Raw genomic sequence first — 23779 nt, 5'->3', positions numbered from 1 at the left:
GGACCGTCCCTTGTGGTCTGAATGGCGCCCCTTCGCGTGCTCCGGAGACGACGCATGATCCAGGCGGACAGCGCCAACACACCCGGTGTGGACACCGCCGGCCACGGGGTGAGCCTCGGCGAGGCCACGCGGGTCTGGGCGCGGATCGCGGCGCTGAGCTTCGGCGGGCCGGCCGGCCAGATCGCCATGATGCACCGCGTCGTGGTGGACGAGAAGAAGTGGATCGGGGAGGAGCGGTTCCTCCATGCCCTGAACTACTGCATGCTGCTGCCGGGGCCGGAGGCGCAGCAGCTGGCCGTCTACATTGGCTGGCTGATGCACCGGACGGTGGGCGGGCTGATCGCCGGCGTCCTGTTCGTCCTGCCCGGCGCGCTGGCCATCATGGCGCTCAGCCTGATCTACGCGACGCTGGGGCACACCGGGGCGGTGCAGGGGCTGTTTTTCGGGTTGAAGGCGGCGGTTCTCGCCGTGGTTCTGGAGGCGGTGGTCCGCGTCGGGCGGCGCACGCTGAAGAACGGGGCGATGGTCGCCCTGTCGGCGGCGGCCTTCCTGGCGATCTTTGCCTTCAACGTCCCGTTTCCCCTGATCATCCTGACCGCCGCGCTGATCGGGCTGGCCGGGGCGCGGCTGGGTGTCACCGCCTTCCGGCCGGCGCCGCACGGACCGGCTTCGTCCACGCATGGAAATAGCCTGCTGGGCGAGGGGACGCCGGACCACGCCCGCCCCTCCACCGCTTGGTCGCTGCGGGTCGGGGCGGTGTGCCTCGCCCTGTGGCTGGGGCCGGTGCTGGCGCTGCTGCTGACGCTTGGGCCGGACAACACGTTCACCGGCATCGCCGTCTTCTTCTCCAAGATGGCGGTGGTGACCTTCGGCGGCGCCTACGCCGTGCTGGCCTATGTGGCTCAGCAGGCGGTGGAGACCTACGGCTGGCTCCATCCCGGCGAGATGCTCGACGGGCTGGGCATGGCGGAGACGACGCCCGGGCCGCTGATCATGGTGGTGCAGTTCGTCGGCTTCCTCGGCGCGCTGCGCGATCCGGGGCCGCTGCCGCCGCTGCTGGCCGGGGTACTGGGCGGGCTGCTGACCACCTGGGTCACCTTCGTGCCCTGCTTCCTGTGGATTTTCCTCGGTGCGCCCTATGTAGAGGCGCTGCGCGGCAACCGGATGCTCGGTGCCGCCCTGTCGGCGATCACCGCGGCGGTGGTCGGGGTCATCCTGAATCTGGCGCTGTGGTTCGCCCTGCACACGCTGTTCGCCCGGCTGGAGCCGGTGTCGGTCGCCGGCATGGCGCTGGACCTGCCCGTTCTCGCCAGCGTCAACCTGCCGGCGCTGGCGCTGACCGTGGCGGCGGTGCTGGCGGTGTTCCGTTTCAAGGCGGGGATGCTGCCCACCCTGGGCGCCTGCGCGCTGGCCGGCGTGGCGCTGCGCATGGCGGGCGTGGCGTAGCGTTGCCGCTGAAGGTTTCAGGAGCCATAAGCGTCATAGGTGATCAGTAACTGGCTCGCAGGCCGCGCCAATACTGGCGAGAGGCATCCGCTCCCTCACCGAAGGCATTTCCCTTCAATGGTCCGATGGATGACCCGAGGTTGGCCAGGAAATCGGCATCGATGAAGCGTGCATCGGCACCTGAAGCAGCGCCCGCCGCCGACGGAGGCGCGGTTATCGGCTGGATGAGCGCCTGATCCAATGAAAACTCGCCGTCCTTCGAGACCGTATGCGTCTGCGGGAGTCCCGCCCGTTCGGCCACAAGCGACGCGGCGTCACGTTCGCCCATGGGGCGCAAGGCTTTGTCGATGGCGGACAGATCGACACCGGCGGCCTTCAGCTTGTAAACGGCGTCGGTTTCGCTGCGCGTCGACATCAGGCGGGATTCTCCCGGCTCAATCGGTTGGAACGGATCGACGAAGCTGCTCCCGCCAGCCAGCAACCGAGCGTTTGGTGTCAATGCCTTGAGTTGATCAGACAGAGCGGTGTAATCGTCGGAGCCATCCTGCCCGCTCTGCAGCAACGCGGACAGCTTCTCCATCATTCCCGCCCGCTTTTCCGAAGCTGCACGCAACGCTTCCTGGAAATCGGAAGATGTTGCGGAACCGCTGGAGAGCAGATCGGCGTTATCATTGTGGGCCATGCGGAACGTTGCCGCATAAGCGCCGAGACGCGCTTCCTTGGTTCGTTGCTTCAAAGCGTTGTGTACATCGTCGCCAGAGAGCGCGCCGCTGTCGACGAGAGAGGAAAGCTGAGACCGGGTCTCGACCGACAATGCGTTGAAGGCGGAGAGGGATTCATCACGAAGGGCCGAAGCCAACGGACTGAATGACACTTGGTCTGTCGGCGCCGGAGTTCCAGCAACCATCTTTGATGATGCGGATGTCGCTTGGGAGAAGGAGTTGAGGCTCTGTACCGAACTGTTTGCCAAATTTGATGTTCCCAGCACGTTCATCGTTGCATCCTCCTTCGCCATGTCCAACCGGGGCACATCTCCGCGCGCCCACACTCAGCGTCATCGAAATGAAACAAGAAAGGTCAGATATGTCATCACTCGACTGATATTCCGGCAATCTGGAGCCGGCCTGCACTGCAAGCTCCAGCTGCGGAGAATGGTCAGCTATTTAAAAATTTTCAGTTGATGATCGGCAAATTTAGGCGAATTGCACATCCCAGCTGTTGAATATTGCGGCATCCCAGGTGGTGATCTGACCGCCGTTGAGTACGGCATACTCAATCGTACCCACTCCTGGATTACCCTGATTCGTCAGCATGCCGCGGATGACAATGCCATTATCAAAGGTGCCGTCGTCCCACTCACCCGGCTGGAAAATGTACAAAGTCGAACGGTCCCCAGCCCAGTAGAGGTTGAGTGTTGTCGCATTGTACATGAACAGGGCGTCAGCGTTTCCAAATTGGTCGCCAGACATATCGTCGATTACAGTCACGCCACCAAGAGAAAAGTCGTGTAAGTAATAATCATTACCAGAACCGCCGTAGAGGTAGTCGGCGTAGTTTGCAAAATCACCAGTTCCAGAGTTACCGCCACCGAAGAGCGTATCATTGCCGTTATTGCCGTAAAGCACGTCGCTCCCAGCGCCACCATCCAATACATCGTTGCCGTCGTCGCCCCAGAGTCTGTCGTTACCCCCGAAGCCCTCAAGGGTATCATTGCCCTGCAACCCGACGATGGTGTCGTCCCCTGCGGAACCCTGCAGAGAATCATTGCCGGCAGTTCCAATGACGGTGCTCATCAGATGCTCCATTAATTTTATGGTTGTACAAACATATATGCTGATCCCTTATAAAATGCATGTTTAATGGCAGCTCGTCCATAAAAAAGAAAAAATCATTCAATTGGTAATGATTAGTTTATGAACTATTATGCGAATAACGAATTCGCTCATTCGTGTGGGGAATTTTCAATGGTGGCGATCCGTAATCTGATATTTAATCGTTACGGGAAATGATTTGCGCCTCATGGCGCGGCAGGGGAATCAAGGGCGGGTGGCGGATTCATCGGCCCACGCTTTCGACAGGCGGGCAACCGGAAGCCGCGCGGCTCGTAACTGGGCCCCGTCAGAAGATTCACCGTATCGGTGGCTCAACAAGGAAACCCAGAACCACCCACGGCCAGCCGATCCGCCAAGTCTGTACTGCCCTTCCGAATGTGTCCGGGCACGAGCGGCAGCCTGTCGCCGCAGGCCGCGCCGGGGAGGGCGCGGCCCGGGCCCGGCTCAATGCATCTCCTGAACCTGGGCGATGCGTTCGGTGATGCGGTCGAGGCGGCGGGACAACTGGTCCTCGTCCTCCGGCGCGATCTGGCCCTTGCGTTGGGCAAGCCGCAGGGCCGCTTGCGCCTCCTCCAGGCAATCGAGCGTGTGACGCACGTAGTCGTGTTGGGCCATGCCCCCATCCTCCTCAGCCGTTCTGCAACCAAAGCGAAACAGACCGGTACGGTTGGGGTTCCCTCCTTTGGCGGGGCCTATCCCGGTCGGACAGATCGGGCGACGAGAGCCTTGCCTGGAGTTTTCCCGCAGAGATCGTGGGGGAATTCAGAAGTCCAGGTCGGCGTAATGGCGGGGCGGCGGGCAGCCGGGGATGCTGTCGGTCAGCAGGCCGCGGAAGCTGGGGCGCGACTTGATGCGGGCGTACCAGTCCTTGGCCTCCGGCACCTTGTCCCACGGCACGTTGTCCACGTAGTCGACGCAGGACAGCGCCGCCGCCGCCGCGATGTCGGCCACCGTGAAGCTGGAACCGGCCAGCCAGGGGCGACGCTCCGACAGGAAGGCGATGTATTCCATATGGTACTGGATGTTCGCCAGACCGGCGCGGATCGCCGGGGCGTAGGGGTGGCCCTGGCCGGACAGCCGCTTGATCAGCTTCTCGCCGACCAGATTCTCGGTCACCTCGCGGTCGAAGGTGCGGGTGAACCAGTCGACGATCCGGCGCACCTCGGCGCGGGCCGCCACCTCCCGCGGCATCAGGGCCACATCGGGATAGGCCTCCTCCAGATACTCCAGAACGGGCAGCCCGCCGGCCACGACGGTTCCGTCCTCCTCCACCAGCACCGGCGGCTCGCCGGCGGGGTTCAGCATCAGGAAATCCTCGCGCCGTTCCCACGGCTTCTCGATGACCGTGTCGAAGGGAAGACCCTTCTCGGCCAGCATCACCCGCGCGACGCGGGACAAGGGATGGAGGGGGTGGTGATGGAGTGTCCGCATGCCGGGCCGGACTGTAGCGTATGGGGAGCGTGGAAAACAGTCTGCGCTTTGGCTTGTGACACCGCTCCTTCGGCTTATGGATTAACCGTGCCGAGGGGGTGTCAAAGGGCGGATTTGCGGTAGACCACCAGGGGTTCCGCATCCCCTCCGCTTTCGGCGGCGGGGACCGGGGTCCAGCCGTTGTGCTCGTAGAAGGCGCGGGCCGCCGCGTTGCGCGAGGCGCAGGCCAGTTCGGCGGAGCCGCGCAGCAGGGTCAGCGCCTCGCGCAGCAGCGCGCTGCCGATGCCCCGCCCGCGCCACAGCGGGTCGATGAACAGGGTGTGGATGAAGCGCTCGCCGGCATCGACGGAGACGAAACCGACGACCAGCCGGGCCGTACCTTCCAACTCAGCCACCAGCACCTCTTCCCCGTCCACGCAGTCGTAATAGTCGTCCAGGCCGAAACGGTCCTCGGGCTGCCAGGAAAAGGCGGCGCGGCGCCCGCGCAGGAAGATGTCGGCACAGCGCGGCCCGTCGGCCGCCGTGGCGAAGCGAATGTTGATGCGCAAGCCGTCCTCTGCCGGCATGACGCCCTCCCGTGTGGTTGCGGATGCCCCCAGGCGGTCCTAACAACCCATTCCGCACCAGATTATTCCAAGAACCGGCGCCGTGAAAAGGACGCCCGTGCAACGGCGGGCGTGAAAAACGGCGGCCCGGTTACCCCGGACCGCCGTTCGCGTATGCACAATCGACTTGGGATTTATTGCTTGGGTCTTACTCCGCCGAGATGGCCTTCGGCAGATGGACCGGGACTTCCAGGCGGTTCAGCATTTCCTTCGGAACGACTTGCCAGAACTTGGTCACCTCCCGCGCCCAATCGTTGAGGATCTCGGCGGCGAAGCGGCTCTGCGTCTCCGTCACATGCTCCTCGATCAGGTGCTTGAGCTGGCTTTCGTAGTGGCCGACCTCGATGCGCTGGAAGATCACGCTCTCGTCGTTGATGTACAGCGGCAGGCTGTCGTCCAGGTCGTAGACGTAGGCCATGCCGCCCGTCATGCCGGCGGCGAAGTTGTCGCCGACGCGGCCGAGGATGACCGCCGTGCCGCCCGTCATGTACTCGCAGCCGTTGGAGCCGCAGCCCTCGACCACCACGGTGGCGCCGGAGTTGCGGACGGCGAACCGCTCGCCGGCCTGGCCCGCGGCGAACAGCTTGCCCGCCGTCGCGCCGTAGAGGACCGTGTTGCCGATGATCGTGTTCTTGTTGGTCTCCAGCGGGCTGGAGGTCGTCGGACGGACGACGATGGTGCCGCCCGACAGGCCCTTGCCGACATAGTCGTTGGCGTCGCCCATCACCTCCAGCTTGATGCCCTGCACCGCGAAGGCGCCGAGCGACTGGCCGGCGGTGCCGCGCAGGCGGATGGTGATGTGGCCGGGCTGCAGCCCGAACATGCCGAACTTGCGCGTCACCATCGAGGACAGCCGCGTGCCGATGGCGCGCTGCGTGTTGCGGGCGTTGTAGGCGAGCTGCATCTTCTCGCCCTCCTCGAACAGCGGGCGGGCGTCGGCGACGATGCGGGCGTCCAGCGTGTCCGGCACCTCGTTGCGGCCCTGCAGGGTGCAGTAGCGGGCGTTCTCGCCGGGATCGACCTGGGCCAGCAGCGGGTTCAGGTCGAGATCGTCAAGATGCTCGGCGCCGCGGCTGACCTGATGCAGCAGGTCGGTGCGGCCGATCACCTCGTTCAGCGAGCGGAAGCCGAGGCCGGCCAGGATCTCGCGCACTTCCTCGGCGAGGAAGGTGAAGAGGTTGACGACCTTCTCCGGCGTGCCGACGAACTTCTGGCGCAGCTTGTCGTCCTGCACGCAGACGCCGACCGGGCAGGTGTTGCTGTGGCACTGGCGGACCATGATGCAGCCCATGGCGATCAGGCTGGCCGTGCCGATGCCGAACTCCTCAGCGCCCAGCATCGCGGCGATCACGATGTCGCGGCCGGTCTTCAGGCCGCCGTCGGTGCGCAGCCGCACGCGGTGGCGCAGGCGGTTCAGCGTCAGGACCTGATGCACCTCCGACAGGCCCATCTCCCAGGGCAGGCCGGCGAACTTGATCGAGGTCTGCGGGGAAGCGCCCGTGCCGCCGCTGTTGCCGGAGATCAGGATGATGTCGGCGTTGGCCTTCGCCACGCCCGCGGCAATCGTTCCGATACCGGAACGGCTGACCAGCTTCACCGTCACTTTTGCATCCGGATTGATCTGCTTCAGGTCATAGATGAGCTGGGCGAGATCCTCGATCGAGTAGATGTCGTGGTGCGGCGGCGGGCTGATGAGCATCACGCCCGGCGTCGAGTGACGCAGCCGCGCGATCATCTCGGTCACCTTGAAGCCGGGGAGCTGGCCGCCCTCGCCGGGCTTGGCGCCCTGGGCGACCTTGATCTCCAGCTCGCGGCACTGGTTCAGGTACTCGGCGGTGACGCCGAAGCGGCCCGAGGCCACCTGCTTGATGGCGCTGTTCCAGTTGTCGCCGTTCTTGTCCGGGCGGAAGCGCGCCGGGTCCTCGCCGCCCTCGCCGCTGTCGGACTTGGCGCCGATGCGGTTCATGGCGACGTTCAGCGTGCCGTGCGCCTCGGGCGACAGGGCGCCCATGGACATGCCCGGCGTGATGAAGCGCTTGCGGATCGCGGTGATGCTCTCGACCTCGTCCACCGGCACCGGGGCCTTGGTGGAGCGCAGCTCCAGCAGGTCGCGGAGCTGCATCGGCGGGCGCTTGTTCACCTGCTCGCTGTACTTCTTGAAGGTGGTGTAGCTGTCGTTGGTCACCGCCTGCTGCAGCGTGTGGATCACGCCGCCTTCCCAGCCGTGGCGGTCGCCCGACTTGCGGAAGCGGTAGAAGCCGCCGACCGGCAGGGCCACGACCTCCTCGTTGTAGGCGGTGGCGTGCTGCTCCAGCACCTTCTTCTGGATGCCGTTCAGGCCGATGCCGGAGATGCGGCTGACCATCGCCGGGAAATGCTCGGCGACCAGAGCGCGCGACAGGCCGATGGCCTCGAAGTTGCCGCCGCCGCGGTAGCTGCTGATGACCGAGATGCCCATCTTGGACATGATCTTCAGCAGGCCGTCGTCGATGGCCTTCTTGTAGTTGGCCATGCCCTTTTCCAGCGGCATGGAGCCGAACAGGCCGCGGCGGTGGCGCTCGGCGATGGCCTCCTGCGCGAGGTAGGCGTTGACCGTGGTGGCGCCGACGCCGATCAGCACGGCGAAGTAGTGGGTGTCCAGCCCCTCCGCCGTGCGCACGTTCAGCGAGGTGAAGGTGCGCAGGTTGGAGCGGATAAGGTGCGTGTGCACCGCACCGGTGGCGAGGATCGCCGGGATGGCGGCGCGCGCCGGGCCCATCGCCTCGTCGGTCAGGATGACGTGGGTGGCGCCGCCGCGAACGGCGTCCTCCGCCTCCTGGCGGATGCGGCGCAGCGCGTCGCGCAGGGCATCAGGGCCGCCATCCACCGGGAAGGTCGCGTCGATCTCGGCCGCCGTGTCGCCCATGTAGTCGCGCATGGCGCGGAACTCGGCGGTCGTCAGGACCGGCGATTCGAGCTGCAGCAGGCGGGTCTGCGTCTCGTCCTCGTCCAGGATGTTGCCGAGGTTGCCGAGCCGCGTCTTCAGGCTCATCACCCGGCGCTCACGCAGCGAGTCGATGGGCGGGTTGGTGACCTGGGAGAAGTTCTGGCGGAAGAAGTGGTGCAGGCCGCGGTACTTGTCGGACAGCACGGCGATGGGGCTGTCGTCGCCCATCGAGCCGATGGCCTCCTTCCCGTCCTCCACCATCGGGTGCAGGATCAGCTCCATGTCTTCCATGGTCAGGCCGAAGGCCTGCTGGCGGCGGCGCAACTCGGCCTTGTCCATATCCGACGGCTCGCCCTTCAGCGAGGCGGTCTTGACCAGCTCGTCCAGGTGGGTGGTGTTCTGCACCCACTTGTCCCACGGCTTCAGCGTGGCGAGATGGTCCTTCAGCTCGCGGTCGCGGTAGAGCTTGCCGGACTGGAGGTCGACGGCGATCATCTCCCCTGGGCCGAGGCGGCCCTTCTCGATGACCTGGGCCTCGTCGATCTTCACCATGCCCGTCTCGGACCCGCCGATGATCAGGCCGTCGGTGGTGATCGTGTAGCGCATCGGGCGCAGGCCGTTGCGGTCCATGCCGCCGACGACCCAGCGGCCGTCGGTCATGGCCAGCGCGGCCGGGCCGTCCCACGGCTCCATGACGGAGTTGCAGTACTGGATCAGCGCCTTGTGGTTGTCCGGCGTGGTCTGCGAGCTGGTCAGCGCCTGCGGCACCAGCATCATCTTGACCATCGGGGCCGTGCGGCCGGCGCGGACCATCACCTCGAACACGGTGTCGAGGGAGCCGGAGTCCGACAGGCCGACGCCGATCACCGGCTTCAGGTCCTGCATGTGGGTGCCGAAGGCCGGATGCTCCATCCGGGTCTCGTGCGCCTTCATCCAGTTGACGTTGCCCTTGACCGTGTTGATCTCGCCGTTGTGGGCGAGCATCCGGAAGGGCTGGGCCAGCGGCCAGGTCGGGAAGGTGTTGGTCGAATAGCGCTGGTGGTAGATGGCGAAGTCGGACTCGAAACGCTCGTCCAGCAGGTCCGGATAGAAGGTGGTCAGCTGCTCCGCCAGGAACATGCCCTTGTAGATGATCGAGCGGGCGGACAGCGAGCAGATGTAGAAGTCGTTGATCTGCTCACCCTTCACCGCCTTTTCGATGCGGCGGCGGATGATGTAGAGGTCCAGCTCGAACTGCTCGTCGGACACGCCCTTGTTGTTGCCGACGATGATCTGCTCGATCTCCGGACGGGTCGCGTTGGCCTTCTCGCCGATGATGTCGACGTTGATCGGCACCTGGCGCCAGCCGTAGATGTAGTAGCCGAAGGCGAGGATCTCGGTCTCGACGATGCAGCGGCAGGCTTCCTGCGCGTCCAGGCTGATGCGCGGCAGGAAGACCTGGCCGACGGCCAGCTTGTTGTCCGGCGCGCGGTGGCCGATGACCTTCACATGGTCCTTGAAGAACTTCTGAGGCACGGCGACGTGGATGCCGGCACCGTCGCCCGTCTTGCCGTCGGCGTCCACGGCGCCGCGGTGCCAGACGGCCTTCAGCGCCTCGATGCCTTTCTCGACCACCGAGCGGCGGGGCTTGCCGTCGATCGCGGCGATGAAGCCGACGCCGCAGGCGTCGTGCTCATCCTCCGGGTTGTAGGCGTTGGCAGTGGTCAGCGCCGCGGCGTTGGCGCGGAAGTCGGCGACGAACTGCTCACCCTGGTTCAACTCGGTGGTCATCGGTGGACCCTTTCAGTCAGTCTGTTTTGACGGGGGCAGTCTGTTCGAAAGGGGGACTTCGCCCCTTCACCCCCGCCAGGGGCCGAAATGGACCCCTGGAACCCGCGGAATTATGGATTGTTGCGGCTTTTATTCCGCCGCGACAGCGACCGGCGTCTCGGCCTTCGCCCTGGCGTAGGCGTGGATGCCCTCCGCCGCGTCGCGGCCATCGCGGATGGCCCACACCACCAGCGAGGCGCCGCGCACGATGTCGCCGGCGGCGAACACGCCCTCCAGGTTGGTCATCTTGCTGCGGTGGTCGACCAGCAGCGTGCCCCAGCGCGTGACCTTCAGCTCCGTCTCGCCGAACAGGGCGGGCAGATCCTCCGGCTCGAAGCCGAGCGCCTTGATGACCAGATCGGCCTGGACGGTGAACTCCGACCCCTCGATCACCTGCGGGGTCTGGCGGCCGGTGGCGTCGGCAACGCCCAGATGGATGCGCACGGCGCGCACGCCGGTCACCACCGTGTCGCCGGTGAAGCCTTCGGGGGCGGCCTGCCAGATGAACTCCACGCCCTCTTCCTCGGCGTGGGCGACCTCGCGCTGCGAGCCCGGCATGTTCTTGCGGTCGCGGCGGTACAGACACTTGACGGACGTGGCGCCCTGGCGGATGGCCGTGCGCACGCAGTCCATGGCGGTGTCGCCGCCGCCCAGAACCACCACATGCTTGCCCGCGGCGTTCAGGGAGCCGTTCTCGTACGCCTCCACGCTGTCGCCAAGGCTGACCTTGTTGGAGGTGGTCAGATAGTCCAGCGCCGCCACGATGTTGCCAAGGCCCGAGCCCGGCGCCTTGATGTCGCGCGCCTTGTAGACGCCGGTGGCGACCAGCACGGCGACGTGCTTGCGGCGCAGCTCCGGCAGGGAGGCGTCGCGGCCCACCTCGAAGTTCGGGTGGTAGATCACCCCGGCGTCGGCCAGCAGCTGCACGCGGCGCTCGACCACCGACTTCTCCAGCTTGAAGCCGGGGATGCCGTAGACCAGCAGGCCGCCCATGCGGTCGTAGCGGTCGTAGACGTGCACCTCGTAGCCCTTGGCGCGCAGCTCCTCGGCGGCGGCGAGGCCGGCGGGTCCGGCGCCGATGATGCCGACCGAGACGCCCAGTTCGCGCGACGGCGTGCGCGGCTTCACCCAGCCCTGATCCCAGGCGGTGTCGTTGATGTACTTCTCGACCGATCCGATGGTGACGGCGCCGTGGGTGGACTGCTCGATGACGCAGTTGCCCTCGCACAGGCGGTCCTGCGGGCAGATGCGGCCGCAGATCTCCGGGAAGTTGTTGGTGGCCTGGGAGACCTCGTACGCCTCCTCCAGCCGGCCTTCGGAGGTCAGCTTCAGCCAGTCGGGGATGTTGTTGGAGACCGGGCAGTGCACCTGGCAAAAGGGAACGCCGCACTGCGAGCAGCGGTTGGCCTGCTCGTTGGCGCGCTCGTCGCTGAAGCGGGCGTAGATCTCGGCGAAATCCTGGCGGCGCTCCGCGGCCGGGCGTTTGTCGGGCATCCGCTGCGCGGTGTGCACGAAGCCCAACATCCTCTGGTTCGCCATAACGCCTGCTCCTTCTTCCCGTGTCCCGTGCATGGGGACGGCGCCGGCGGCCGGGCGGCCCTTTTCCATGCCGGTGGAGCATGCCAAGGGGCGTGGCCGCAGTGAAAACGAAAGCCCGCGGTCACGCGGTCTGAACGTCATATACCGCAAGAGAAGGCGCCGCGCGAGCATATTTTCGTCGTTAGGACAGCATGACTGACCAAACCGTGACTCGATGTCGCGGACGCCTCCGGGAACGGCCGGAGTGCCTGAAAAACAAGCAAGAAAATTAGGTCCGATTCGGGACTATCTCCCAATTCGGGGTATCGCCCCATGGGTCGTCGCCTTCGCCATGTTGCACTGCTATAAGCCGGACATTGCCCCCCGCAATCTTGTCAGAGGCCCCGCGCCGCATGTTGATCGACCAATATCTGGACGCCGCTCTGCTCGGCCTGATCGAAGGGCTGACCGAATTTCTGCCGGTCTCGTCCACCGGCCACCTGATCATTTTCGACACACTGTTGGGCTTCGAAGGCCCGCCGGGCAAGGTGTTCGAGGTGGTGATCCAGCTCGGTGTGATCCTGGCGATCTGCACGGTCTATTTCGCCCGGCTGTGGAAGGTGGTCACCGGATTGAAGGACGATCCGGGCGCCCGCCACTTCGCGATGGCGGTGATCCTGGCCTTCCTGCCGGCGATGGTGCTGGGGGCGGCGCTGCACGGCGTCATCAAGGCGGTGCTGTTCAACCCGACGGTGGTCAGCATCGCGCTGATCCTGGGCGGCGTGGCGATCCTGATGGCGGAGCGGCTGGTGCCGGTCCCGCGCTACCACCAGATCGAACGCTTTCCGGCGCCGCTCGCTTTGAAGATCGGACTGTGCCAGTGCCTGGCGCTGGTGCCGGGCGTGTCGCGCTCGGGCGCGACGATCCTCGGCTCGCTGCTGATGGGGGTGGACCGGCGGACCGCCGCGGAATTCTCCTTCTTCCTGGCGATCCCGACCATGGCCGGCGCCACGGTCTACGACCTCTACAAGAACTGGAGCCTGATGACCGTCGACTCCGCTCTGCTGATCGGGGTCGGATTCGTCACCGCCTTCATCGCGGCGGCGCTGGTGGTCAAGGTGCTGGTGGACTTCGTCGGGCGCTACGGCTTCGCGCCCTTCGCCTGGTACCGCATCGCCATCGGGTCGGGGATGCTGGCGTTCCTCTATCTGTAATGAGCCGGTTTCCCGCGCGCCTCAGCCCTGTTGGGCGACGGCGCGCGAGGAGGCCGCGGCGATGACCAGCGCCAGCGCGGCGACCAGGGCGAAGGAAAAGCCCACCGTGCTGGCCTCCGCCACGAAGCCGAGCAGGGCCGGGCCGGTCAGCACGCCGGCGTAGCCGAGGGTCGCCACCGCGGCGATGGCCTGGCCGGCTTCCCCCTCCGCCTTGGCGCCGGCGGCGCTGAACAGCACCGGCACCACGTTCGACAGGCCGAGCCCGGTCAGCCCGAACCCGGCGACCGCCACCACCGGCCCGCCGCCGGTCAGCGCGACGGCCAGCCCGGCGAAGGCCAGCACGGCGCCCGCCCGGACCAGCACCGGCCCGCCGAAACGCTGGCGCAGCCGGTCGCCGCAGAAGCGGCCCACCGCCATGGCGCCGGAAAAGACGGCGAAGCCCAGCGCCGCGATCGACGCCGCACCCCCCAGATCCTCGCGCAGATAGACGGCGCTCCAGTCCAGGATCGCACCCTCGCTCATGAAGGCCAGGAAGGTCAGCGCGCCCAGCAGCAGCGTGCCGCGGTCGGGCAGGGCGAGGCCCGTCGGCTCCGCCTGCTGATCGGCGCTTCCGGGCAGGAAGCGGCGGTGCAGCGCGAAGAACAGGGCGAGCAGCGCCGCCGCGAGGATGGAGGCCTGGACCGGCGGCGGCAGGACTTGCAGCAGCAGACCGCCCACCCCGGCGCCGAACAGGCCGCCCAGGCTCCACATGCCGTGCAGCGAGGACATGATCGGCCGCCCGAGATGACGCTCCACCAAGGCGCCGTGGGCGTTCATCGCCACGTCCATGGTGCCGCCCGCCGCCCCGAACAGAAACAGCACCGCGCACAGCGACAACAGGTCCGGCATCAGCGCCGGCAGCGGCAGGATCAGGGCGAAGGCCACGGCGGTGATCCGGATTACCGGCGCGCTGCCGACGCGGCCGAGCAGCGGACCGGTGCCGACCATGGCGGTCAGCGCCCCGGCGGCGAGGCAGAGAAGGGCGACGCCGAGCACGCCGGGGCTGAGGTCCAGGTGATCCTTGATCGCCGGGATCTGGGTGGCCCAGACGCCGAACACCGACCCGTTGACAAAGAAGGCCGCCAGGGAGGCCAGCCGGGCGCCCGGGGCGCGGTCGGCGAATTCCCGTATGGTGAAATCCTGCGTTGCCGCCTGCATGACTCCCCACGCTCCTTCCGTCGCCCCGATGAAGGGGCCAGATGCGGCAGGACGGAGCGGGAATCAAGGCCGCGCGCCGCAGAGCACCCTTGCACGGCTCTTTCGTACAAGATGGCAGGCCCCCGAAACGGCGAAAGCCCCGGCGGCGGGCCGGGGCTTTCGTTTCGCTGGGGCGGAACCGAGGACTCAGTGCGCGCCGGAATGGTTGCCGGCGTCGCGCGGCATCGTGTTGGAGCGGCCGCCGACGATGAAGCGCGACAGGTAGGTCGGCAGGATCACCTCGCAGCTCGACAGGTTGGTGATGCCCAGGTCCTTGAAGCCCGGCGCGCCGGCGGCGGCGACGTTGTCGGTCCGCAGCATCTCCACCTGATCGCGGGTCAGCGGCGGGGCGACGATCGGCGGCACCTTCTCCAGCAGGCCGCCCAGCGTCTCCGCCACGTTCCAGGGAACCGGGACGAGGAAGCGCTTGCGGCGGATCTCCCGCAGCATGAGCTGCATCAGCTCCTTGAAGCTGTAGACGCGCGGGCCGCCCAACTCGAAGGTCCGGCCAACCGCCGAGTCCAGGGTCGCGGCGGCGGCGATGGCGTCGGCCAGATCGCCGACATAGACTGGCTGGAACTTCGTCGACCCGCCGATCAGCGGCAGCGCCGGGGAGACCTGCGCCATGGCGGCGAACTTGTTGAAGAAGCCGTCCTCCGGCCCGAAGACGATGCTCGGGCGGACGATGGTGGCGCCGGGGAAGGCCTGCGCCACCGCCTGCTCGCCCGCCGCCTTGGACTTGGCGTAGGCCGAGGCCGACTTGGCGTCGGCGCCGATGGCCGAGACATGGACCAGACGGCGCACGCCGCTGGCCTTGGCGATGCGGGCGATGCGCGCCGGGGCGTCGACATGCACGGTCTGGAAATTCCAGGCCCCGCGCTCGTACAGCGTGCCGATCAGGTTGATGACGGTGTCCGCGCCCTGGATGGCCCGCGCGACGGACTGGTCGTCCTTCACGTCGGCGGCCATCGGCACGATCTGCCCGACCGAGCCGGCGGTCTTCAGGAAGTTGGCCTTGTTCGGATGGCGCGACACCACGCGCACGATGGCGCCGGTCTTGGCGAGGCGGCGAATGAGATGGCGGCCGACGAATCCCGAACCGCCGAACACCGTGACCACTTCAGAGCGATAGGACATCGACCTTCTCCCGTGCCGTTGGGCCCGCAAATTCTTCCCGACCGGGCCGCCCGCCAGCGGGGCAGGGCGACCGGATCGGGGGTTGCTTATATAGAAACCTCCTGGAAGAGGCTAGGGCCTGACGCGCCGCCCGCGGCCCATTTCGCGCCCGGCCGGGCTTTCGGCGCGAAAGTGAAAAAAGCTGTTGACGGGTCTCCGCCAGCCGGCTACATAAGCGGCCCACACCGAGCCCAGGTGGCGGAATTGGTAGACGCGCAGGTTTCAGGTACCTGTGGCAGAAATGTCGTGGAAGTTCGAGTCTTCTCCTGGGCACCATATCTACCCGGCTGCGCCGCATGCTACGGACCTCCCCCAGCGGGACGGAAAAGTGGCAGAGCGGCGTTCGTCGTTTCTGGGGTCCGTGGCCGGGGGCCGTCCTATTGAGCGGGAAGCCACCCAATGCCCATCGACCTCCATGACGGCGACCTGCCGGACGGTCTCGACCTGAAGTCCTTTGCCCGCGGCGGCGCCGTCGCCATCGACACCGAGACCATGGGGCTGAACCCCCACCGCGACCGGCTGTGCCTGGTCCAGCTTTCCCCCGGCGACGGCACGGTGCATCTGGTTCAGTTCCGCAAGGGCCAGTACGATGCGCCCAATCTGAAGCGCCTGCTCACCGACCCCGAGGTCATCAAGCTGTTTCACTTCGCCCGCTTCGACGTGGCGGTGATGCGGGCCTATCTCGGCGTGGCCTGCCAGCCGGTCTACTGCACCAAGGTCGCGTCCAAGCTGGTCCGCACCTTCACCGACAAGCACGGGCTGAAGGATCTGGTGAAGGACCTGCTGGGTGTGGAGCTGTCCAAGCAGCAGCAGTCCTCCGACTGGGGTGCGGCGGAGCTGACGCCGGAGCAGATGAAATACGCCGCCTCCGACGTGCTGCACCTGCACGACCTGAAGGAGAAGCTGGACGTGATGCTGGCACGCGAGGGGCGGACGCATCTTGCCAAGGCCTGTTTCGACTTCCTGCCGGCCCGCGGGGAACTGGACCTCGGCGGCTGGGAGCAGCCGGATATTCTGGCGCATTGAGGGTGGTCGCATTGACGCCCGGCGCCGGGACAGGAGCCTCGGTGGAATAGGTCAAGCCCTCCGGACGTTGATTTGACCAGACGCGCGCGGGTGGGCATACTGCCCGCGCGGCGGCTGGCCCGTTGTCGCGGATACGCGTGTCGCCAGTCGGAGTACTCATTTTCGGCCCCATGGGCCAACCAGAAGAGGCAAGCACCGCCTTGACGAGCCTGACCGCAACCAGCTTGGCACCCAGCCTGATCGATCGCCCAGCCGACGCCGCGGCCGACCGCGACATCGCGAGCGCCCGGCGCGTCCTGCGGATGGAAGCCGACGCCCTGGCCGCGCTGGCGGACGGGCTGGACGGCGCCTTCGTGCGCGCTCTGGACCGGCTGGCCGGAATCGCGGGGCGCGTCGTCGTCTCCGGCATGGGCAAGTCCGGCCATGTGGCGCGCAAGATCGCCGCGACGCTGGCCTCGACCGGGACGCCGGCCTTCTTCGTCCATCCGGGCGAGGCGAGCCACGGCGACCTCGGCATGATCGCCCGGCAGGACGCGGTCATCGCCCTGTCCAACTCCGGCGAGACGCACGAGCTGTCGGACATCGTCGCCTACACCCGCCGCTTCGACATCCCGCTGATTGGCATCACCCGGCGCGCCGGCTCCTCCCTGGCCGAGCAGTCGGACGTGGCGCTGGTGTTGCCGCCGGCCCCGGAGGCCTGCCCGCTGGGTCTGGCCCCGACCACGTCGAGCACGATGATGCTGGCGCTGGGCGACGCCCTGGCGGTGGCGCTGCTGGAGCGGCGCGGCTTCACGGCGGCGGATTTCAAGCAGTTCCACCCCGGCGGCCAGCTCGGCCGGGCGCTGCTGAAGGTGACCGATGTGATGCACAAGGGCGAGGATATGCCCCTGTGCGCCTTGGATACGCCGCTTTCCACCGTCATATTCGAGATGACGGCCAAGCGGTTGGGCTGCGTCGGCGTGGTGGACGCCACGGGCGCGCTGGCCGGGGTCATCACGGACGGCGACCTCCGCCGCCACCTGACCCCGGAGCTGTGGGCGGAGCGCGCCGACAGCATCATGTCGCCGCGGCCCAAGACGATCCGCCCCAAGGCGCTGGTCGAGGAGGCGTTGCGGGAAATGAACGCGAAGCAGATCACCAGCCTGTTCGTGGTGGAGGCGGACCGGCCGCTCGGTGTTGTGCACATTCACGATTGCCTGCGCGCCGGGGCGGCGTGACGGGCAGCCGGAGGACGGTTGACGCCATGGACAGCGACCTGAAGGATCGGACGGTGAACACGGAGGATCGGCGCGCCGATGCGCCTTCCCTCGCCGCACGGCTCATGGCTATGCCGGAGTCGATGCCCGACAGCGAGGCGGCCAAGCGCATCCACCGGCGCCGGGAAATCCGCCCGGTCAGCCGGGTCTACAGCCGCTTCGTCACCGGGATGAAGTTCGCGCTTCCGGCGCTGGCTCTGGCGGTGATGGCGCTGATCGCCGTGTGGCCGTCGCTGACCGAACTGCCGACCCTGCGCATTTCCGCCGACAAGGGCCAGCTTGAGATGATCAAGCCGCGCTACATCGCGGTGGACGAGGACAACCAGCCCTTCTCGCTGGTGGCGGCCAAGGCCGACCGCATCGCCGACCAGCCGGACATCGTCCTGCTGGACCAGCCGGAGGCGGAGATGACCCAGACCGACGGCACATGGGTGACCATCCGCTCCGACAAGGGCTGGTACAATCAGGTCACCGGCATCCTGAAGATGCGGGGCCATGTCCGCGTCATGCGTGACGACGGCAACGAATTCACCACTGAGGAAGCGGACTCCGACATCCGCAAGGGCACCGCCTGGGGCGATGTCCATGTCGTGGGCCAGGGGCCGCAGGGCGTGATCAACGCCGAAGGCTTCCGCCTGTCCGACCGTGGCAAGACGATGGTGTTCCTGAACCAGTCCAAGGCCGACGTCCAGGCCGCCGAAAGCCCGGGAGGAAAGACGCGTTGAGTGCAGCCACCCTTGCGGCCCCGCTGATGGCCGCGTTCCTTCTGCTGTCGGGGGCCGCCGTCCCGGCGGCCCAGGGGCTGCCCGGCCTCGGCGGTGGCCCCAACCCGGTCGAGGTCAACGCCGATCAGGCCATCGAATGGCATCAGGACGTGCGCGCCTATGTGGCGCGTGGCAACGCCTCGGCCAAGCGCAGCGACAGCACCGTCTACGCCGACGTGCTGACCGCCTACTACCGGGAGGTGCCCGGCAAGGGGAACGAGGTGTTCCAGCTTCTCGCCGAAGGCAACGTGCGCATCGTCAGCCCGACCCAGGAGGTCTTCGGCGAACGGGGCGTCTACGACGTGGACAAGCAGGTGGCGGTGGTCACCGGGCGCAACCTGAAGCTGGTCACCCGCACCGACATCGTGACGGCGCGCGACACGCTGGAATATTACGAGGCCAAGAACCTGACGGTGGCCCGCGGCGACGCCGTGGCCGTGCGCATCGCCAACGGCGACCGGCTGCGCGCCGACATCCTGATCGGCCAGCTCAAGAAGATGCCGGACGGCTCGACCCAGATGGAGCGCATCGACGGCGCGGGCAGCGTGGTGGTGACCACCGCGACCGACGTGGCGCTGTCCGACAAGCTGGTCTATTCGGTGGCCGATGAGACGGCGGTGCTGCTGGGCAATGTCAAGATCACGCGCAACGACAACCAGCTCAATGGCGACGCCGCCGAGATGAACATGAAGACCAGGGTCAACCGGGTGATCGCCGGCCCCGCCACCGGCGGGCGGGTGATGGGCCTTCTGATCCCCGGCCAGGAACCGGGGGCGCCGGCTGGCCGGCCCACCGCCCAGGCGGGCGGCAAGCCCGCCGCGCAAACGGGCGGTACGCCCGCCGCGAAGCCCTGACGACCCGGCAGCGAATCAATGGCCATGGACATCGAAGACCGGAACCTCGGCGGTCCGACCCTTTCCGCCCCGAACGCGTCGGGTCACCCGGCGGACCACCCCGCCACCGACGTGCGCCCGACCGAAGGGCTGGTGGCCCTGCATCTGGGCAAGGCCTACAAGAAGCGCCCGGTCGTCCGCGACGTGACCGTGACGGTCCAGCGCGGCGAGGCGGTCGGCCTGCTCGGCCCCAACGGGGCGGGCAAGACGACCTGCTTCTACATGATCACCGGGCTGATCGCCGCCGACTCCGGCACCATCCTGCTCGACGGGCAGGACATCACGGCGCTGCCCATGTACCGCCGGGCGCGGCTGGGCATCGGCTATCTGCCGCAGGAGGCGTCGATCTTCCGCGGCATGTCGGTGGAGAACAACATCCGCTCCGTGCTGGAGGTGGTGGAGCCCAACCGCGACACGCGCGAGCAGATGCTGGACGAACTGCTGGCGGAGTTCTCGATCACCCACCTGCGCCGCGCTCCAGCGCTGGCGCTGTCGGGCGGCGAGCGGCGGCGCGTCGAGATCGCCCGCGCGCTGGCCTCCCAGCCGCATTTCATCCTGCTCGACGAGCCGCTGGCCGGCATCGACCCGATCGCGGTGAACGACATCCGCGAGCTGGTCAGCCACCTGCGCGACCGCGGCATCGGCGTGCTCATCACCGACCACAACGTGCGTGAAACGCTCGACCTCGTCGATCGGGCATACATCTTGCACGATGGTGTGGTACTAATGGAGGGAGAGCCGGCCGAGATCGTGGCGCACGAGGACGTGCGCCGGGTCTACCTCGGGGACCGGTTCAGCCTCTAGTGCGGTTTCCCTGCCCATGGCGCTCAGCCAACGCCTCGATCTTCGTCAAACCCAGTCCCTGGTGATGACTCCGCAGTTGCAGCAGGCCATCAAGCTGCTGCAGCTGTCGAACATCGAACTGTCGGACTTCGTGGACCGCGAGATCGAGCAGAACCCCTGCTGGAGCGCGATGGCGGCCTCGGCGAGGGCGGCGAGGGGGGGTGACGGTGGGGGCGAGCGGGGGCGGTGGACCTCGCCGCGCCGGAGGAGCGCCAGCCGCCGATGACCGACGGGCGCACCCGCGACACGGTGGAGATGACGTCGTCGGAGACGATGGGATCGGCCTCCGACGCGCCGCTCGACACCGATTTCGAGAATGTCTATTCCGACGACCGTTTCTCCGATGGGACGGACGGCTCCAGCGACGTCTACGGCTCCTGGCAGGAGCGCGGCGGCCGCGGCGGCTTCGAGGACGACGAGTCCAACCTGGAAGCCACGCTGACCGGCCAGAAGAGCCTGCGCGACCATCTGACCGAGCAGCTGAAGATCGACCTGCCGGACCTTGGCGACCAGCTCATCGGTCTGGCGCTGATCGACATGCTGGACGAGGCCGGCTGGATCACCGGGCTGGAGGTCGAGAGCCTCGCGGGGCAGCTCGGCTGCGCTCCGGAACGGGTGGAGCGGGTGCTCGCCGCCTGCCAGCGCTTCGACCCGCCGGGCATCTTCGCGCGCTCGCTCAAGGAGTGCCTGGCGATCCAGCTGCGCGAGAAGAACCGCTTCGACCCGGCGATGGAGGCCCTGCTCGACCATCTGGAGCTGCTGGCGGCGCGCAACCTGCCGGCGCTGATGAAGGTCTGCGGCGTGGACGCCGAGGACGTCGCTGACATGGTGGCGGAAATCCGCAAGCTGAACCCCAAGCCGGCGCTCAGCTTCGACCACACGCCCGCCCAGCTCGTCACCCCCGACATCCTGATGCGCGCCAACCCCGGCGGCGGCTGGCTGATCGACCTGAACCCGGACACTTTGCCGCGGGTGCTGGTCAACCACCGCTATTTCGCGCGTATCTCCGGCACCGCCCGCAACAAGGCGGACAAGGAATACATCACTGAGCGCTTCCAGTCGGCCAACTGGCTGGTCAAGTCGCTGCACCAGCGCGCCACCACGATTTTGAAGGTGGCCAGCGAGATCATCCGGCAGCAGGACGCCTTTTTCATCCACGGCGTCTCGCATTTGAAGCCGCTGATCCTGCGCGATATCGCCGAAGCGATCGGCATGCACGAGAGCACGGTCAGTCGCGTCACAACCAACAAGTTTATGGCGACACCGCGCGGCGTGTTCGAGTTGAAGTATTTCTTTACCTCCGCCATCCAGGGGGCCGACGGGCAGGCGGCCCACTCGGCGGAGGCCGTGCGTTACCGCATCAAGGCGATGATCGACGCCGAGAAGCCCGAGGACGTGCTGTCGGACGATAAAATCGTCGAAATTCTTCGTGGTGAAGGGATCGACATTGCGCGCCGGACGGTCGCGAAGTATCGTGAAGCGATGCGCATTCCGTCATCGGTGCAGCGACGCCGTGCCAAGATGTCACGCATGTAACCGGGCCGGGAGGGGGCCGTCCTTGATTGACAGCCCATACCGCCGTCACTATGGTCCCCGTCCGCACGTGGCGGCCTTCCGTCGTCCTATGTCTATCGCGGACCAGATTGGAAACATCCCAAAATGCAACTGACCGTCAAAGGCAAGCAGCTTGACGTTGGCGACGCTCTGCGCAGCCACGTCGCGGACAGCCTGAACACCATCGTCGGCAAGTATTTCAACAAGCCGATCGAGGCCAACGTCGTCCTGACGCGCGAAGCGCACCTGTTCAAGGCCGACATTCAGGTGCATGTCGGTCGTGGGATCGTCCTTCAGAGCGCGTCCGACGCCACCGAGCCGTATCCCGCCTTCGACACCGCGTGCGAGAAGCTGGCCAAGCGCCTGCGCCGCTACAAGCGCCGCCTGCGCGACCACCACAGCGTCGAAGCCCCCGCGCAGGAAGCCTTCCCGGCCCGCTACCAGATCCTGGAAGCGGAGAAGGACGAGGCCCATGTGGAGAGCGAAGAGGCCGCTGCCGAAGAGGCGCAGCCCATCGTGATCGCCGAGATGGAAACCAACATCGCGACCCTGGCGGTCAGCGAGGCGGTGATGCGCATGGAACTCGCCGACGCTCCGGCCCTAATGTTCCGCAACGGCGCCCATGGCCGCCTGAACCTGGTCTACCGCCGCGCCGATGGCAACATCGGTTGGGTCGACCCGGCGGAGAAGGCCGGCGCCTGAGTCCGGTCTCTGTTCCAACCACACCCAAAGCGTCATGCTCGATCTCATCACGCCGCACGCCATTCTCCCGAACCTGAAGGCCGGCAGCAAAAAGCAGGCCCTGCAGGACTTGGCGCGCAAGGCGTCCGAGCTGACCGGCCAGCACGAACGGGCGATCTTCGACGTCCTTCTGGAGCGCGAGCGGTTGGGCACCACCGGCGTGGGGCATGGCATCGCCATCCCGCACGGCAAGCTGCCCAACCTCGACCGTGTCCACGGCGTCTTCGCCCGGCTGGAGCGGCCCATCGACTTCGATGCGATCGATGAGCAACCGGTCGATCTGATTTTCCTGCTGTTGGCTCCGGATCATGCCGGCGCCGACCATCTGAAGGCGCTGGCCCGTGTGTCGCGCCTGCTGCGTGACCAGTCCATGTGCGAGAAGCTGCGCGGTTCGGACTCGGCGGACGCGATCTACGCGTTGCTGACCCAGCACGAAGCCAGCCACGCGGCGTAAGACGCGTTTCCTTGCGAACATGAAACGGGAGAGCCGGCGGCTCTCCCGTTTTTCGTTGTGCGGCTTCCGATGCCATAGCCTCTTCAGCCCGCATCGGCTCCAGCATCGGCGACACGTACGTATGTACGCCCGTACGCGTCGCCGATGCTCTGTACGTTCAGGACCGCTCCGCCCAGCCCATGTAGTTCACGTCGAGATCGCGCGGGTTCAGCCGGAATTCGTCGGACAGCGGGTTGTAGGTGATGCCGGTCAGGTCGCGGATCGCCATCCCTTCGGCGCGCACGGCGGCGGCCAGTTCGCCGGGGCGCAGGAACTGGCGCCAGTTGTGGGTGCCGCGGGGCAGCCAGCGCAGGATGTATTCCGCCCCGACGATGGCCAGCGCGAAGGACTTCGGCGTGCGGTTCAGCGTCGCCAGGAACAGCGCGCCCCCCGGCGCCGTCAGCGCCGCGCAGGACTTCACGAACAGCGGCACGTCGGCGACATGCTCGATCACCTCCATCGCCAGCACGGCGTCGAAGCGCTCGCCGCTGGCGGCCAGGGCCTCGGCGGTGGTGGCGCGATAGTCGACGGGGGTGCCGGTTTCCGCGGCGTGGGCGGCGGCGGTGCGGACGTTGCGCTCGGCCGCGTCCACGCCGACCACGGTGGCGCCCATGCGGGCGACCGGCTCCGACAGCAGGCCGCCGCCGCAGCCGATGTCGACGATGCGCAGGCCCTTCAGCGGCTCCGCCGCCAGCGGGTCGCGGCCGAAGCGGCGGCACAGCGTGTCGCGGATGTAGGCCAGCCGCAGCGGGTTCAGCCGGTGCAGGGGCCGGAACTTGCCGGTGGGGTCCCACCATTCCGCGGCGATGGCCGAAAAGCGGGCGATGTCCTGAGGGTCGACAGTGCCTGCGGTGCCTGCGGTTCCGGCGGTCGCGGTCATGAAGAAAATCCCGTATGCTTGGATTGCGAGAACAATTGCGGGGCGAACTTGCCTCGCTGTGAGCGACAGAGTATGGATACGCCGCCCCGCGCCGGCAACGGTAGAGCGGGGGCGCGGACTGCCGGCTTTTTTGCCG

General features: G+C 67.0%; 21 protein-coding genes and 1 tRNA gene. 12 read left to right on the top strand and 10 right to left on the bottom strand.

Annotation, left to right across the window (positions count from 1 at the left end; genetic code table 11):
• Window positions 1-54: 54 nt before the first annotated feature.
• Window positions 55-1446 (top strand): chromate efflux transporter, encoded by a 1392-nt coding sequence (chrA, locus tag ACWPXE_RS07320; protein ID WP_454017272.1) that lies wholly within the window; start codon window positions 55-57, stop codon window positions 1444-1446.
• Window positions 1447-1489: 43 nt separating this feature from the next.
• On the opposite strand, the gene ACWPXE_RS07315 is transcribed toward chrA, so the two are convergent.
• The 7 genes from ACWPXE_RS07315 to ACWPXE_RS07285 all read right to left on the bottom strand — a co-directional run bounded on the left by ACWPXE_RS07315 (window position 1490) and on the right by ACWPXE_RS07285 (window position 11588).
• Complete coding sequence (locus tag ACWPXE_RS07315) at window positions 1490-2440, bottom strand: hypothetical protein (RefSeq protein ID WP_454017271.1); 951 nt, start codon at window positions 2438-2440, stop codon at window positions 1490-1492.
• Window positions 2441-2639: 199 nt separating this feature from the next.
• The gene (locus ACWPXE_RS07310) at window positions 2640-3239 is read right to left on the bottom strand and encodes a calcium-binding protein (RefSeq protein ID WP_454017270.1); all 600 of its coding nucleotides are present in this window, start codon (window positions 3237-3239) and stop codon (window positions 2640-2642) included.
• A gap of 483 nt (window positions 3240-3722) precedes the next feature.
• Window positions 3723-3893, bottom strand: coding sequence for a hypothetical protein (locus ACWPXE_RS07305; RefSeq protein WP_167525482.1), 171 nt, complete (start codon window positions 3891-3893; stop codon window positions 3723-3725).
• A gap of 147 nt (window positions 3894-4040) precedes the next feature.
• Window positions 4041-4709, bottom strand: a complete 669-nt coding sequence (locus tag ACWPXE_RS07300) for a glutathione S-transferase family protein (RefSeq protein WP_014198042.1) — start codon at window positions 4707-4709, stop codon at window positions 4041-4043.
• Window positions 4710-4810: 101 nt separating this feature from the next.
• Window positions 4811-5275, bottom strand: coding sequence for an N-acetyltransferase family protein (locus ACWPXE_RS07295; RefSeq protein ID WP_454017269.1), 465 nt, complete (start codon window positions 5273-5275; stop codon window positions 4811-4813).
• Window positions 5276-5462: 187 nt separating this feature from the next.
• Window positions 5463-10010: a glutamate synthase large subunit gene (gene gltB / locus ACWPXE_RS07290; RefSeq protein ID WP_454017268.1), complete on the bottom strand. Its 4548-nt coding sequence runs from the start codon at window positions 10008-10010 to the stop codon at window positions 5463-5465.
• 129 nt (window positions 10011-10139) lie between these two features.
• A complete protein-coding gene (locus ACWPXE_RS07285; protein ID WP_454017267.1) occupies window positions 10140-11588 on the bottom strand; it encodes an NAD(P)-dependent oxidoreductase in 1449 nt (482 codons plus the stop codon).
• Window positions 11589-11980: 392 nt separating this feature from the next.
• On the opposite strand from ACWPXE_RS07285, the gene ACWPXE_RS07280 reads away from it, so the two are divergent.
• Window positions 11981-12781 carry an undecaprenyl-diphosphate phosphatase gene (locus ACWPXE_RS07280; protein WP_454017266.1) on the top strand — a complete coding sequence of 267 codons (801 nt, stop codon included), beginning with the start codon at window positions 11981-11983 and terminating at the stop codon, window positions 12779-12781.
• Window positions 12782-12802: 21 nt separating this feature from the next.
• On the opposite strand, the gene ACWPXE_RS07275 is transcribed toward ACWPXE_RS07280, so the two are convergent.
• On the bottom strand, window positions 12803-13978 hold the full coding sequence (locus ACWPXE_RS07275) for an MFS transporter (protein WP_454017265.1): 1176 nt from the start codon (window positions 13976-13978) through the stop codon (window positions 12803-12805).
• Window positions 13979-14164: 186 nt separating this feature from the next.
• Complete coding sequence (locus ACWPXE_RS07270) at window positions 14165-15154, bottom strand: complex I NDUFA9 subunit family protein (RefSeq protein WP_454017264.1); 990 nt, start codon at window positions 15152-15154, stop codon at window positions 14165-14167.
• Between the two features lie 228 nt (window positions 15155-15382).
• On the opposite strand from ACWPXE_RS07270, the gene ACWPXE_RS07265 reads away from it, so the two are divergent.
• The 10 genes from ACWPXE_RS07265 (at window position 15383) to ptsN (ending at window position 22724) form a co-directional block, all read left to right on the top strand.
• Window positions 15383-15469: transfer RNA gene (locus ACWPXE_RS07265), tRNA-Leu, on the top strand.
• Window positions 15470-15592: 123 nt separating this feature from the next.
• Window positions 15593-16219: a ribonuclease D gene (locus ACWPXE_RS07260; protein ID WP_454017263.1), complete on the top strand. Its 627-nt coding sequence runs from the start codon at window positions 15593-15595 to the stop codon at window positions 16217-16219.
• A gap of 200 nt (window positions 16220-16419) precedes the next feature.
• Window positions 16420-17436: a KpsF/GutQ family sugar-phosphate isomerase gene (locus tag ACWPXE_RS07255; protein WP_454017262.1), complete on the top strand. Its 1017-nt coding sequence runs from the start codon at window positions 16420-16422 to the stop codon at window positions 17434-17436.
• 26 nt (window positions 17437-17462) lie between these two features.
• The gene (gene lptC, locus ACWPXE_RS07250; RefSeq protein WP_237905397.1) at window positions 17463-18200 is read left to right on the top strand and encodes an LPS export ABC transporter periplasmic protein LptC; all 738 of its coding nucleotides are present in this window, start codon (window positions 17463-17465) and stop codon (window positions 18198-18200) included.
• A complete protein-coding gene (locus tag ACWPXE_RS07245) occupies window positions 18197-19093 on the top strand; it encodes an LptA/OstA family protein (protein ID WP_454017261.1) in 897 nt (298 codons plus the stop codon). The genes lptC and ACWPXE_RS07245 overlap by 4 nt, the downstream gene beginning before the upstream one ends.
• 18 nt (window positions 19094-19111) lie before the next feature.
• A complete protein-coding gene (lptB, locus tag ACWPXE_RS07240) occupies window positions 19112-19936 on the top strand; it encodes an LPS export ABC transporter ATP-binding protein (RefSeq protein ID WP_014198052.1) in 825 nt (274 codons plus the stop codon).
• Between the two features lie 64 nt (window positions 19937-20000).
• Window positions 20001-20201, top strand: a complete 201-nt coding sequence (locus ACWPXE_RS07235; protein WP_454017260.1) for a hypothetical protein — start codon at window positions 20001-20003, stop codon at window positions 20199-20201.
• Entirely contained in the window at window positions 20162-21511 is a 1350-nt protein-coding gene (gene rpoN / locus ACWPXE_RS07230) for an RNA polymerase factor sigma-54 (protein ID WP_454017259.1), read from the top strand. The genes ACWPXE_RS07235 and rpoN overlap by 40 nt, the downstream gene beginning before the upstream one ends.
• 123 nt (window positions 21512-21634) lie before the next feature.
• Complete coding sequence (gene hpf / locus ACWPXE_RS07225; RefSeq protein WP_349600552.1) at window positions 21635-22231, top strand: ribosome hibernation-promoting factor, HPF/YfiA family; 597 nt, start codon at window positions 21635-21637, stop codon at window positions 22229-22231.
• 34 nt (window positions 22232-22265) lie between these two features.
• Window positions 22266-22724 (top strand): PTS IIA-like nitrogen regulatory protein PtsN, encoded by a 459-nt coding sequence (ptsN, locus tag ACWPXE_RS07220; RefSeq protein WP_014198055.1) that lies wholly within the window; start codon window positions 22266-22268, stop codon window positions 22722-22724.
• 157 nt (window positions 22725-22881) lie between these two features.
• On the opposite strand, the gene ubiG is transcribed toward ptsN, so the two are convergent.
• On the bottom strand, window positions 22882-23643 hold the full coding sequence (gene ubiG / locus ACWPXE_RS07215) for a bifunctional 2-polyprenyl-6-hydroxyphenol methylase/3-demethylubiquinol 3-O-methyltransferase UbiG (protein WP_454017258.1): 762 nt from the start codon (window positions 23641-23643) through the stop codon (window positions 22882-22884).
• Window positions 23644-23779 lie beyond the last annotated feature (136 nt).

The organism is Azospirillum sp. Marseille-Q6669 (assembly GCF_965111635.1).
The sequence above is the reverse complement of the archived record's forward strand: the minus strand, read 5'-3'. Positions and strand labels throughout refer to the sequence as shown.

Bases quoted from the DNA above. Each gene is read 5' to 3' on its own strand.
- ACWPXE_RS07310 (WP_454017270.1), bottom strand. From the start codon at position 3,239: ATGAGCACCGTCATTGGAACTGCCGGCAATGATTCTCTGCAGGGTTCC.
- ptsN (WP_014198055.1), top strand. From the start codon at position 22,266: ATGCTCGATCTCATCACGCCGCACGCCATTCTCCCGAACCTGAAGGCC.
- ACWPXE_RS07315 (WP_454017271.1), bottom strand. From the start codon at position 2,440: ATGAACGTGCTGGGAACATCAAATTTGGCAAACAGTTCGGTACAGAGC.
- chrA (WP_454017272.1), top strand. From the start codon at position 55: ATGATCCAGGCGGACAGCGCCAACACACCCGGTGTGGACACCGCCGGC.
- ACWPXE_RS07300 (WP_014198042.1), bottom strand. From the start codon at position 4,709: ATGCGGACACTCCATCACCACCCCCTCCATCCCTTGTCCCGCGTCGCG.
- ACWPXE_RS07280 (WP_454017266.1), top strand. From the start codon at position 11,981: ATGTTGATCGACCAATATCTGGACGCCGCTCTGCTCGGCCTGATCGAA.
- ACWPXE_RS07270 (WP_454017264.1), bottom strand. From the start codon at position 15,154: ATGTCCTATCGCTCTGAAGTGGTCACGGTGTTCGGCGGTTCGGGATTC.
- lptB (WP_014198052.1), top strand. From the start codon at position 19,112: ATGGCCATGGACATCGAAGACCGGAACCTCGGCGGTCCGACCCTTTCC.
- ACWPXE_RS07260 (WP_454017263.1), top strand. From the start codon at position 15,593: ATGCCCATCGACCTCCATGACGGCGACCTGCCGGACGGTCTCGACCTG.
- lptC (WP_237905397.1), top strand. From the start codon at position 17,463: ATGGACAGCGACCTGAAGGATCGGACGGTGAACACGGAGGATCGGCGC.
- ubiG (WP_454017258.1), bottom strand. From the start codon at position 23,643: ATGACCGCGACCGCCGGAACCGCAGGCACCGCAGGCACTGTCGACCCT.
- gltB (WP_454017268.1), bottom strand. From the start codon at position 10,010: ATGACCACCGAGTTGAACCAGGGTGAGCAGTTCGTCGCCGACTTCCGC.
- ACWPXE_RS07305 (WP_167525482.1), bottom strand. From the start codon at position 3,893: ATGGCCCAACACGACTACGTGCGTCACACGCTCGATTGCCTGGAGGAG.
- ACWPXE_RS07295 (WP_454017269.1), bottom strand. From the start codon at position 5,275: ATGCCGGCAGAGGACGGCTTGCGCATCAACATTCGCTTCGCCACGGCG.
- ACWPXE_RS07235 (WP_454017260.1), top strand. From the start codon at position 20,001: ATGACTCCGCAGTTGCAGCAGGCCATCAAGCTGCTGCAGCTGTCGAAC.
- ACWPXE_RS07285 (WP_454017267.1), bottom strand. From the start codon at position 11,588: ATGGCGAACCAGAGGATGTTGGGCTTCGTGCACACCGCGCAGCGGATG.
- hpf (WP_349600552.1), top strand. From the start codon at position 21,635: ATGCAACTGACCGTCAAAGGCAAGCAGCTTGACGTTGGCGACGCTCTG.
- ACWPXE_RS07275 (WP_454017265.1), bottom strand. From the start codon at position 13,978: ATGCAGGCGGCAACGCAGGATTTCACCATACGGGAATTCGCCGACCGC.